Source organism: Shigella dysenteriae, assembly GCF_022354085.1.
Classification (GTDB): domain Bacteria; phylum Pseudomonadota; class Gammaproteobacteria; order Enterobacterales; family Enterobacteriaceae; genus Escherichia; species Escherichia coli.
Map to the genome: position 1 here is coordinate 4,424,421 of NZ_CP055055.1, position 12,353 is coordinate 4,436,773.

At 52.9% G+C, this 12,353-nt stretch carries 9 protein-coding genes; 6 read left to right on the top strand and 3 right to left on the bottom strand.

Annotation, left to right across the window (positions count from 1 at the left end; all coding sequences use genetic code 11):
- Position 1 precedes the first annotated feature (1 nt).
- The 3 genes from feoB (at position 2) to rpnA (ending at position 3,640) form a co-directional block, all read left to right on the top strand.
- Positions 2-2,323 (top strand): Fe(2+) transporter permease subunit FeoB, encoded by a 2,322-nt coding sequence (gene feoB / locus HUZ68_RS21230; protein WP_000737014.1) that lies wholly within the window; start codon positions 2-4, stop codon positions 2,321-2,323.
- Positions 2,323-2,559: a [Fe-S]-dependent transcriptional repressor FeoC gene (feoC, locus tag HUZ68_RS21235; protein ID WP_001308098.1), complete on the top strand. Its 237-nt coding sequence runs from the start codon at positions 2,323-2,325 to the stop codon at positions 2,557-2,559. Before feoB ends, feoC begins: the two co-directional genes overlap by 1 nt.
- A gap of 202 nt (positions 2,560-2,761) precedes the next feature.
- On the top strand, positions 2,762-3,640 hold the full coding sequence (rpnA, locus tag HUZ68_RS21240; protein ID WP_033814702.1) for a recombination-promoting nuclease RpnA: 879 nt from the start codon (positions 2,762-2,764) through the stop codon (positions 3,638-3,640).
- A gap of 26 nt (positions 3,641-3,666) precedes the next feature.
- Here rpnA and bioH read toward each other — a convergent pair whose 3' ends face one another.
- Entirely contained in the window at positions 3,667-4,437 is a 771-nt protein-coding gene (gene bioH, locus HUZ68_RS21245) for a pimeloyl-ACP methyl ester esterase BioH (RefSeq protein ID WP_001060096.1), read from the bottom strand.
- 37 nt (positions 4,438-4,474) lie between these two features.
- Between bioH and gntX the strand changes: the two genes are divergently transcribed.
- The 3 genes from gntX (at position 4,475) to gntT (ending at position 7,469) form a co-directional block, all read left to right on the top strand.
- A complete protein-coding gene (gene gntX / locus HUZ68_RS21250; RefSeq protein ID WP_033814701.1) occupies positions 4,475-5,158 on the top strand; it encodes a DNA utilization protein GntX in 684 nt (227 codons plus the stop codon).
- A gap of 58 nt (positions 5,159-5,216) precedes the next feature.
- Complete coding sequence (gene nfuA / locus HUZ68_RS21255) at positions 5,217-5,792, top strand: Fe-S biogenesis protein NfuA (RefSeq protein WP_000619389.1); 576 nt, start codon at positions 5,217-5,219, stop codon at positions 5,790-5,792.
- A gap of 360 nt (positions 5,793-6,152) precedes the next feature.
- Positions 6,153-7,469: a gluconate transporter gene (gene gntT / locus HUZ68_RS21260; RefSeq protein WP_001131758.1), complete on the top strand. Its 1,317-nt coding sequence runs from the start codon at positions 6,153-6,155 to the stop codon at positions 7,467-7,469.
- Between the two features lie 44 nt (positions 7,470-7,513).
- Here the strand turns inward: gntT and malQ are convergent, their stop codons facing one another.
- Complete coding sequence (malQ, locus tag HUZ68_RS21265; RefSeq protein ID WP_033814700.1) at positions 7,514-9,595, bottom strand: 4-alpha-glucanotransferase; 2,082 nt, start codon at positions 9,593-9,595, stop codon at positions 7,514-7,516.
- A 9-nt stretch (positions 9,596-9,604) separates the two neighbouring features.
- Positions 9,605-11,998: a maltodextrin phosphorylase gene (malP, locus tag HUZ68_RS21270; protein ID WP_112925135.1), complete on the bottom strand. Its 2,394-nt coding sequence runs from the start codon at positions 11,996-11,998 to the stop codon at positions 9,605-9,607.
- Between the last annotated feature and the right edge of the window lie 355 nt (positions 11,999-12,353).

Here is a 12,353-nt window from a genome sequence, read left to right on the forward strand (position 1 = left end):
AATGAAAAAATTAACCATAGGCTTAATTGGTAATCCAAATTCTGGCAAGACAACCTTATTTAACCAGCTCACTGGCGCACGTCAGCGTGTAGGTAACTGGGCTGGCGTTACCGTCGAACGTAAAGAAGGGCAATTCTCCACCACCGATCATCAGGTCACGCTGGTGGACCTGCCCGGCACCTATTCTCTGACCACCATCTCATCGCAGACCTCGCTCGATGAGCAAATCGCCTGTCACTACATTTTGAGTGGCGACGCCGACCTGCTGATTAACGTGGTGGATGCGTCTAACCTTGAGCGTAACCTGTACCTGACGCTACAACTGCTGGAACTCGGCATTCCCTGCATCGTGGCACTGAACATGCTCGACATTGCCGAGAAGCAAAATATTCGTATTGAAATTGATGCTCTGTCGGCGCGTCTTGGCTGCCCAGTGATCCCGCTGGTTTCAACCCGTGGTCGCGGTATTGAAGCGCTCAAGCTGGCGATTGATCGCTATAAAGCTAACGAGAATGTGGAACTGGTGCATTACGCACAGCCGCTGCTCAACGAAGCAGATTCACTGGCAAAAGTGATGCCTTCCGACATCCCGCTGAAACAACGTCGCTGGCTGGGCCTGCAAATGCTGGAAGGCGATATCTACAGCCGCGCCTACGCCGGTGAAGCGTCGCAGCATCTTGATGCCGCCCTCGCCCGTCTGCGTAATGAGATGGACGATCCGGCGCTGCACATTGCCGATGCGCGTTACCAGTGCATTGCTGCCATCTGTGATGTGGTAAGCAACACCCTGACGGCAGAACCCAGCCGTTTCACCACTGCGGTAGATAAAATCGTGCTCAACCGTTTCCTCGGTCTGCCGATTTTCCTCTTTGTGATGTACCTGATGTTCCTGCTGGCTATCAACATCGGCGGGGCGTTACAGCCGCTGTTTGACGTCGGCTCCGTGGCGCTATTTGTGCATGGTATTCAATGGATTGGCTACACGCTCCACTTCCCGGACTGGCTGACTATCTTCCTCGCCCAGGGCCTGGGTGGCGGTATTAACACCGTGCTGCCACTGGTGCCGCAGATCGGCATGATGTACCTGTTCCTCTCCTTCCTTGAGGACTCCGGCTATATGGCGCGTGCAGCGTTTGTGATGGACCGCCTGATGCAGGCGCTGGGCTTGCCGGGGAAATCCTTTGTGCCGCTGATCGTCGGTTTCGGTTGTAACGTACCGTCGGTAATGGGTGCACGTACACTTGATGCACCGCGTGAACGTCTGATGACCATCATGATGGCACCGTTTATGTCCTGCGGCGCGCGTCTGGCTATCTTCGCAGTATTCGCGGCTGCCTTCTTCGGGCAGAACGGTGCGCTGGCGGTCTTCTCGCTGTATATGCTCGGTATCGTGATGGCGGTGCTGACTGGCCTGATGCTCAAGTACACCATCATGCGCGGTGAAGCGACGCCGTTTGTCATGGAGCTGCCGGTCTACCATGTACCACACGTTAAAAGCCTGATTATCCAGACCTGGCAGCGTCTGAAAGGCTTCGTTCTGCGTGCTGGTAAAGTGATTATCATCGTCAGCATTTTCCTGAGCGCTTTCAACAGCTTCTCGTTGAGCGGGAAAATCGTCGATAACATCAACGACTCGGCGCTGGCTTCCGTCAGCCGGGTGATCACCCCGGTCTTCAAGCCGATTGGCGTGCATGAAGATAACTGGCAGGCAACAGTTGGCCTGTTTACGGGTGCAATGGCGAAAGAAGTGGTGGTGGGTACGCTCAACACCCTCTACACCGCAGAAAATATTCAGGACGAAGAGTTCAATCCGGCGGAATTTAACCTCGGTGAAGAGTTGTTCAGCGCGGTAGATGAAACCTGGCAGAGCCTGAAAGACACCTTCAGCCTTAGCGTACTGATGAACCCCATTGAAGCTAGCAAAGGCGACGGCGAAATGGGTACCGGGGCGATGGGTGTGATGGATCAGAAATTCGGTAGCGCAGCTGCCGCATACAGCTACCTGATTTTCGTCCTGCTGTATGTACCGTGCATCTCGGTGATGGGAGCCATCGCCCGTGAATCAAGCCGTGGCTGGATGGGCTTCTCCATCCTGTGGGGGCTGAATATCGCTTACTCGCTGGCAACATTGTTCTATCAAGTCGCCAGCTACAGCCAGCATCCAACTTACAGCCTGGTGTGCATTCTGGCGGTTATCCTGTTTAACATCGTGGTTATCGGTCTGCTGCGCCGCGCGCGTAGCCGGGTGGATATCGAACTGCTGGCAACCCGCAAGTCGGTAAGTAGTTGCTGCGCAGCCAGCACCACCGGTGATTGCCATTAATGGCTTCACTTATTCAGGTGCGTGATTTGTTGGCGTTACGGGGCCGTATGGAAGCGGCCCAGATAAGCAAGACATTGAACACTCCACAGCCAATGATTAACGCCATGCTGCAACAACTGGAAAGTATGGGCAAAGCCGTGCGGATTCAGGAAGAACCTGACGGCTGCCTCTCCGGCAGTTGTAAAAGCTGCCCGGAAGGAAAAGCCTGTCTGCGCGAGTGGTGGGCGCTGCGTTAACCATACTCCATCGCCTGTTTTGAAAAGCCCGGTATGCGTTTGCATCCGGGCTTTTTTGCGTGCGGCTTTCCATAAAAATGCAATTCTTGCAGCGCGACGTAAGTTCCTCTGAAAGCGTCTCGCAGGGATGAAAACTGGCTAATGCACAGGTGTGGAGTGGCGCGTAGAGTCGCGGCATTCAAACAACAGGTGAAGGAACGCCATGAGCAAAAAGCAGAGTTCCACCCCACACGATGCGCTGTTCAAACTCTTTTTACGCCAACCGGAGACGGCACGCGATTTTCTTGCGTTTCATTTACCGGCACCCATTCACGCGCTCTGTGATATGAAAACCCTCAAGCTGGAGTCGAGCAGCTTTATTGATGACGATCTGCGTGAAAGCTATTCCGATGTGCTGTGGTCGGTGAAAACAGAACAAGGACCAGGATACATCTATTGTCTGATTGAACATCAAAGCACCTCAAACAAACTGATCGCATTTCGCATGATGCGTTACGCTATTGCCGCAATGCAAAATCACCTTGATGCCGGATACAAAACGTTGCCGATGGTGGTGCCATTGTTGTTTTACCACGGTATTGAAAGCCCCTATCCCTATTCGCTGTGTTGGCTGGATTGTTTCGCCGATCCCAAACTGGCAAGGCAGCTTTATGCCTCCGCATTTCCGCTGATTGATATCACCGTCATGCCTGATGATGAAATCATGCAGCACCGACGCATGGCGCTGCTGGAGTTAATTCAAAAACATATTCGTCAACGCGACCTGATGGGGCTGGTAGAGCAAATGGCCTGCTTATTAAGTAGTGGATACGCTAATGACAGACAAATCAAAGGGCTGTTTAATTACATACTGCAAACCGGCGATGCGGTACGTTTTAACGATTTTATCGACGGCGTTGCCGAACGATCACCGAAACACAAGGAGAGTTTAATGACTATTGCGGAAAGATTGCGGCAGGAGGGGGAACAATCCAAAGCCCTGCATATAGCCAAAATAATGCTTGAATCCGGAGTCCCTCTTGAGGACGTTCTGCGATTTACCGGGCTGTCAGAGGAAGAGTTGGCTGCGGCGAGTCAGTAAAGTTCTGTCTCGCCATTCAAAAGTGCCTACACCCTCTGCTTCAACGCCACCAGCAGGTGACAAAACTCGACCGGATGCGAAATAAACGGCGCATGGGCCGCTTTGGCGAAGATATACGACTCGCTGTGCGGCCAGAGTTTATCCAGCATCGGCACCACTTTGCGCGGCACCAGACCGTCGAGATAACCATACAGTCGCAAAAACGGCATGGGTACGTTTTGCAGCGGCTGGCGGAGATCGACCGTTTTCAGGATTTCCAGCCCACCATTGAGCACGTCAACCTCCGGCATCGGTAATGCCAGAACGGTTTTCTTCAACGCCCGCGCATCCTGACGCGCCGTTTCAGTACCCATGGTTTGTAACGCAAGGAACCGTTCCACCGTACGCTGAAAATCATCACTGAGTTGCTGCTGAAATCCCGCCAGCACGTCCGGTTTTATCCCCGGCCACTCGTCACGAGCACTAAAACAAGGTGACGACGCCACGGTGACCAGCGCCTGAACACGCTCGGGATGGGTTAACGCAATCTGGCTTGCCACCAGCCCGCCCAGACTCCAGCCTAACCAAATGGCTTTATCAGGTGCCTGTCGCAGCACGGCTTCGGCCATATCAGCAAGTGACATCGCACCAAATCCCCGGCTACGCCCGAAGCCGGGCAGGTCAACAAGGTGCAGCGTAAAATGCGAGCTCAGTTCCTCGTCAATGCAACGCCACACTTCGGCATTCAGTCCCCATCCGTGCAGCAGCACAAGATGAACATTCCCCTGACCTTTGGTCTGCCACCAGATGTTATTCATCCGCTATTGTTCTCTTTTGACTTACAAGGATGAACATATGCTAACAGTACCAGGATTATGCTGGCTATGCCGAATGCCGCTGGCGTTAGGTCATTGGGGGATTTGTTCGGTCTGCTCACGCGCCGCCCGTACAGATAAAACGTTATGCCCACAATGTGGATTACCCGCCACACACTCACATCTTCCCTGCGGTCGCTGCCTGCAAAAACCACCGCCCTGGCAAAGACTGGTCACGGTTGCCGACTATGCGCCGCCGTTAAGCCCGCTAATCCACCAGCTTAAGTTTTCCCGGCGCAGCGAAATCGCCAGCGCCCTGTCACGTCTGTTACTATTGGAGGTCTTATACGCTCGTCGCACCACCGGGTTGCAATTGCCGGATCGCATCATCAGCGTTCCGTTATGGCAGCGGCGTCACTGGCGTCGGGGATTTAATCAGAGCGATTTGCTGTGTCAGCCGTTATCACGCTGGTTGCACTGCCGATGGGATAGCGAAGCCGTCACACGAACACGGGCCACTGCGACCCAGCATTTTCTCAGTGCCCGGCTACGCAAGCGCAACCTGAAAAATGCCTTTCGTCTTGAATTGCCCGTGCAAGGTCGCCATATGGTGATTGTGGATGATGTCGTTACCACCGGAAGTACCGTCGCAGAGATTGCGCAGTTGCTTTTACGCAATGGTGCGGCGACTGTCCAGGTCTGGTGCCTTTGTCGAACCTTGTAGAGCCTCGATGATGGGCGTATTATAACCAACTAAAATAGTCAACTATTAGGCCATTACTATGATCCGTATTTCCGATGCTGCACAAGCGCACTTTGCCAAACTGCTGGCAAACCAGGAAGAAGGGACACAAATCCGCGTATTTGTGATTAACCCTGGCACGCCTAACGCTGAATGTGGTGTTTCTTATTGTCCGCCGGATGCCGTGGAAGCCACCGACACTGCCCTGAAATTTGACCTGCTGACCGCGTATGTTGATGAGTTAAGCGCACCATACCTGGAAGATGCAGAGATCGATTTTGTTACCGACCAGTTGGGTTCTCAGCTAACACTGAAAGCGCCTAACGCCAAAATGCGTAAAGTGGCAGACGATGCACCGCTGATGGAGCGCGTGGAGTATATGCTGCAGTCGCAGATCAACCCACAGCTTGCTGGTCACGGTGGTCGCGTTTCACTGATGGAAATCACCGAAGACGGTTACGCCATTCTGCAATTTGGCGGCGGCTGTAACGGTTGTTCCATGGTCGATGTGACGCTGAAAGAAGGGATCGAGAAGCAGCTGCTAAACGAATTCCCGGAGCTGAAAGGTGTGCGCGATCTCACCGAACACCAGCGCGGCGAACACTCCTACTACTAAGTTATCCCCTCTTTTGTAGATTGCCCGATGCGACGCTAAAGCGTCATTTCGGGCCTACGTTGAACATGTGCCAGACGTTGGCGCAGCATTGCTTTGGCAAATCCCTCCCTTCGTTTCCCCGCGATAATATGACCAACCTCTCATAATTTAAATTTACCCCGCTCTGGTGATTCTCAAACGCCAGATGTTACCCGTATCATTCACATGGGTACCAAACATACTCCTGACATCTGACTACAATAATTAGTTTTAGTGGGTATCAGTCGTGGTGCCGCAATATCTCTGTTCCCGATTGGGATAATTAGAGTTTGTCGTCAGAAAATTGACGTTACCCATAACAAATGAAAGGCCAGGTAAATCATGCCATTAGTCATTGTTGCTATCGGTGTAATCTTGTTGTTGCTCCTGATGATCCGCTTCAAAATGAACGGCTTCATCGCTCTCGTCCTCGTGGCGCTTGCTGTTGGATTAATGCAAGGAATGCCGCTGGATAAAGTTATTGGCTCCATCAAAGCCGGTGTCGGCGGGACGCTCGGTAGCCTTGCCCTGATCATGGGTTTTGGCGCAATGCTGGGCAAAATGCTGGCAGACTGCGGTGGCGCACAACGTATCGCCACCACGCTGATTGCCAAATTTGGTAAAAAACACATCCAGTGGGCGGTGGTACTGACCGGTTTTACCGTTGGTTTTGCCCTGTTCTATGAAGTGGGCTTTGTGCTGATGCTGCCGCTGGTGTTTACCATCGCGGCTTCTGCGAATATTCCACTGCTGTATGTTGGTGTACCAATGGCAGCTGCACTGTCTGTGACCCACGGCTTCCTGCCACCGCATCCGGGCCCGACTGCGATTGCCACCATTTTCAATGCCGACATGGGTAAAACCCTGCTGTACGGTACTATTCTGGCAATCCCGACCGTGATTCTCGCCGGTCCGGTTTACGCTCGCGTGTTGAAAGGTATCGATAAGCCAATTCCGGAAGGTCTCTACAGCGCGAAAACCTTCAGCGAAGAAGAGATGCCGAGCTTTGGCGTCAGCGTCTGGACCTCTCTGGTGCCGGTAGTACTGATGGCGATGCGTGCGATTGCCGAAATGATCCTGCCGAAAGGTCACGCTTTCCTGCCGGTAGCGGAGTTCCTCGGTGACCCGGTAATGGCTACGCTGATTGCCGTGCTGATTGCGATGTTCACCTTTGGTCTAAACCGTGGTCGTTCAATGGATCAGATTAACGACACGCTGGTTTCTTCCATCAAAATCATTGCGATGATGCTGTTGATCATCGGTGGTGGCGGTGCGTTCAAGCAGGTGCTGGTAGACAGCGGCGTGGACAAATACATTGCTTCCATGATGCACGAAACCAACATTTCTCCGCTGCTGATGGCCTGGTCGATTGCTGCCGTACTGCGTATCGCGCTGGGTTCCGCAACCGTTGCGGCAATCACTGCGGGTGGTATCGCGGCACCGCTGATTGCAACGACGGGTGTTAGCCCGGAGCTGATGGTTATTGCGGTGGGTTCCGGTAGTGTGATTTTCTCTCATGTGAACGATCCGGGCTTCTGGCTGTTCAAAGAGTACTTTAACCTGACTATCGGCGAGACCATCAAATCCTGGTCGATGCTGGAAACCATTATCTCGGTGTGCGGTCTGGTAGGCTGTCTGCTGCTGAATATGGTGATTTGATAACACTGACTGCCGGATGCATCGCATCCGGCATCAACCGCACTCTACTTCTTCGCTGCCGCTTTGCGCCGTCTGTCCAAATCCTTCAGCAACTTGTTCACGCCATCATCGGCAAACATCGTCTCAAGCGTTGCGGAAAGCTTGCGTCGCCAGTTTTTATACTGGTAACTGGTGCCAGGAATATTCACCGGTTCGGCCATATCCAGCCAGTCTTCCGGCTGTAGTCCTAACAGAGCACTGTTACTGTCGGCAATGTAGCGCTGCAAACCACGGTTCAGCGTCGGCGTCATCGACATCAACGATGCCTTATGCCCGGCACGTTTTGGCAGACAACCATATTTATGCAGTGCATCCAGCAGCCCTTGCTTCGCCAGTTCGCGATCCTGATACAGACCGCGCAGTACCACTTCATCCGGATACAGCCCCAGGGTTTTGCCCAGAGTTAGATCCCCGCTCTCCCAGTAACCACGCAGCGTTGGCAGGTCGTGTGTCGCCGCAACCGCCATCGACTGCTCCGGGTACGCTTTCGGTGAACGGAACGTCTTCTCGTGGTCGTTTTCGAAATAGAGCACTTTGTAGGAGTAAACACCGCTGCTGCGCAGCTTGCCGACAATCTCTACCGGTACGGTACCGAGATCTTCACCAATCACCATGCAGCGATGACGCTTACTTTCGAGTGCCAGAATTGAGAGCAGATCATCCACCGGATAGTGTACGTATGCCCCCTGATCCGCCGTCTCGCCATAAGGTATCCACCACAAACGCAGCATCGACATCACATGGTCAATTCGTAATGCGCCGCAGTTTTGCATATTGGCACGCAACAGCTCGATAAACGGTTCATAGGCACGCGCGGTGATGATATGCGGGTCCATTGGCGGTAATCCCCAGTTCTGCCCCAACGGGCCGAGGATATCCGGCGGCGCGCCAACCGACGCTTTCAGGCAATACAGTTCACGGTCACACCAGGTTTCCGCCCCACCTTCCGCTACGCCAACCGCCAGATCACGATACAAGCCAATCGGCATTTCATAGCCCTGGCTTATCTCCCAGCAGGCGGCAAACTGGCTGTAAGCCAGCCACTGCAGCCAGAGATAAAAATCAACGTCATCGCGATGTTCTTCGCAGAACTGACGCACTTCTGGTGAATCCACGTTCTGATACATCTCTGGCCATGCAGGCCAGCCCCAGCGCATTTCGTCCTCTTTCACTTGCTGGGCATGTAGCGCATCAAAGGCTGCCTGCCAGAACAGGCTGTCGCCTTGATCTGCAACAAACTGGCGAAACGCGGCCATCTGCTCATCATCACGTTGCGCGAAACCTTTCCACGCCATTCGTAATGCTGTCATTTTTAGGGCGGTAACCGTGGAGTAATCGACCCAGTCGGCATCCCGCGCCTGTTGCAGCGTCTGTTGCGTGGTCGGCAACTGCCACCAGGCCTGAGCCTCTTCGCTAAGATGGAAATCTTCGACGGCGTTAACGTCGATATAAATCACATTCAGCCAGCGGCGAGAAGACGGGCTGTATGGGCTGGCGCTCTCCGGATTTGCCGGATAGAGCGCATGAATCGGGTTCAGGCCGATGAACGACCCGCCACGTTTTGCCACATCCACCAGCATCGCTTTGAGATCGCCAAAATCCCCAATACCCCAGTTTTTTTCCGATCGCAGCGTATAAAGCTGGACGCAGGCACCCCACAGCTTTTGTTTATTCAGCAACGCCTGCGGTTCGTAACAGCGTTTCGGGGCGACAATCACCCTGCAATGCGCGCGCTGGTCTTCCTGGGTAAGCGTCAGCGTGTGATAACCTTCCGGCAGCTTCGTCGGTAGATTGAACGCTTTGCCCCCCGTTATATGGCCTTTGTACTGCGTTCCTTCTTCGGTGGTCAGCAGCCAGCTATATTCGCCGCTGCCCTCCACCACCATCGGCATTTTTTTGCCGCTGGTATAAACCATGACATTCGGGACTGGCGTTACCGCCACTTTCGTGGCGGTACGTTGATGCATCGCGTCAAGCAAACGCCGTTTGGTTTCGGCGCTAATCGACTGCGGTTTACCGTGGGCATTGATGTAATTGGGGCTAATCCCCGCCGCCAGCGCGGCATTATCCAGACGTTTGCTTTCCATCGAGCTTCCTTAGCGTTTTGCCTGCCAGATACGAGCCTGATAATCGCGAATAGAGCGATCCGAGCTAAACATACCGCAGCGGGCGGTATTGAGGATCGCCGCGCGAGTCCAGGCCTCCTGGTCGCGGTACAGCACATCCACCTGCTTTTGTGCCTCTACATAGGCTGCGAAATCCGCCATCACCAGATACGGATCGCCGCCCTGTTTGCCGATACTGTGCAGCATCTGGTCGAAGGCATGCTTATCGCCGTCGCTGTATTTACCGCTTTCCAGCTCTTTCAATACTGCGTCCAGCACCTTATCTTTCTTCCGCCATTTCACCGGGTCGTAGACTTTGGCCAGAATTGCCTTCACTTGTTCCACGGTATGACCAAAAATAAAGATATTTTCTTCACCGACTTTCTCGGCGATTTCAACGTTCGCCCCATCCAGCGTACCGACAGTAAGCGCACCATTGAGCGCCAGTTTCATATTGCCGGTACCGGAAGCTTCTTTACCTGCAGTCGAAATTTGTTCGGAGATATCCGCCGCCGGGATCAGTTTTTCCGCCGCCGAAACGCAATAATCCGGCAGGAACACCACCTTCAACTTATCGCCAACCAGCGGATCGTTGTTGATCACGTCAGCCACTTTGTTGATCGCAAAGATAATATTCTTCGCCAGGTAGTAGCCCGGTGCCGCTTTCGCGCCGAAGAGGAAGACGCGCGGTACGCGATCAGCCTGCGGGTTTTCACGAATTTCTTTGTACAACGCCAGAATATGCAGCAGATTCAGGTGCTGGCGTTTGTACTCATGCAGACGTTTGATCTGAATATCGAAAATCGCCTGTGGATTGATCTCAATACCGGTACGAACTTTCACAAACTCCGCCAGACGGACTTTATTCGCCTGCTTGATCTCGCGATATTGCTGACGGAATTTCGCATCATCAGCGAATTTTTCAAGATTGATCAGCTGATCGAGATCGTTAGCCCACTCTTTTTTCAGTGATTTATCCAACAGAGCCGCCAGTGCCGGGTTGCACTGTTTGATCCAGCGACGTGGGGTAATACCGTTGGTGACGTTATGGAATTTGTTCGGCCATAGCTGGTGATATTCCGGGAACAGATCTTTCACCACCAGATCCGAGTGCAGCGCCGCAACACCGTTCACCGCGAAACCGCCAACCACACACAGGTTCGCCATATGCACTTGTTTGTCGTGCACCACCGCCAGTTTGGCCCACACTTTTTCATCGCCCGGCCAGGTTTTCTCCACCAGCGTTTTAAAGCGAGTATTAATTTCGTTAATAATCTGCATGTGGCGCGGCAGTAAGCCTTTCACCAGTTTCACATCCCAGCGTTCCAGCGCTTCTGGCATCAGGGTATGGTTGGTGTAAGCGAAAGTTTTGCTGGTAATGGCCCAGGCGTCATCCCAGCTCATCTGGTGCTCATCGATCAGCACGCGCAGCAGTTCTGGAATCGCGATAGTTGGGTGGGTATCGTTCAGCTGAATAACTTCGTAATCCGCCAGTTCGTGCAGTTTACGCCCCGCCTGATGATGGCGACGCAAAATATCCGCTACCGAACAGGCACACTGGAAGTACTGCTGCATCAAGCGCAGCTTTTTACCGGCAGTATGGTTGTCGTTTGGATAGAGAACTTTGGTCAGTTTTTCCGCATTGATGCCCTGCTGTTCGGCACGCAGGAAATCACCGTCGTTAAATTTAGTCAGATCAAACGGATGCGCGTGCGTCGCCTGCCACAGACGCAGCGGCTGCGCCACGCCATTACGATAGCCGACAACGGGGAGATCCCACGCTTGACCGGTAATGGTAAACTCCGGCTCCCAGCGTCCGTCTTTCGTCACTTTACCGCCAATCCCTACCTGCACATCCAGTGCTTCGTTGTGGCGGAACCACGGGTAGTTACTGCGATGCCAGTCATCCGGCGCTTCAACCTGTTTGCCATCCACAAAAGACTGGCGGAACAAACCATATTGATAGTTCAGACCGTAACCCGTCGCAGACTGACCGACAGTTGCCATTGAATCGAGGAAGCACGCCGCCAGACGTCCCAGACCACCGTTACCCAGCGCAGGGTCGATCTCTTCTTCCAGCAGGTCAGTCAGATTGATGTCATAAGCCTTCAACGAATCCTGTACATCCTGATACCAGCCGAGATTCAACAGGTTGTTGCCCGTCAGACGACCAATCAAAAACTCCATTGAGATGTAGTTAACATGTCGCTGATTCGCCACCGGTTTGGTGAATGGCTGAGCACGCAGCATTTCGGCCAGTGCTTCACTCACTGCCAGCCACCACTGGCGAGGAGTCATTTCAGCCGCAGAATTTAAGCCATAACGCTGCCACTGACGTGAAAGCGCTTCCTGAAATTGCTTATCGTTAAAAATAGGTTGTGACATAGGAGTTCCACTTTTCTTAGATTTTCAACACAACGTTATCGCTAGTTTGCCAGGCTCGATGTTGACCTTCCTCATCCTGCGGGGGATTAGGCAGGGAGGAGTTGCGGGGATGAGCAAGGAAATGTGATCTCAACCACTTAAAGCTAGTGCAAACCACAGGATTAGCAGCAAATCAATGCCATACAGCGCAGAAAATCTGTATCTAAGTGCAAAAAATGGCCGTTGCGTATTTTCAAAAAGCGGAAGGTAACTCTATAAATTAAGTAAAGGAGTGAAACAGTTTCACAAGTAAAATATCCAGTGTGCTCCATCTCATTCTTAATAGATTTATTAAGATCATCTTTTTAGATAGCAC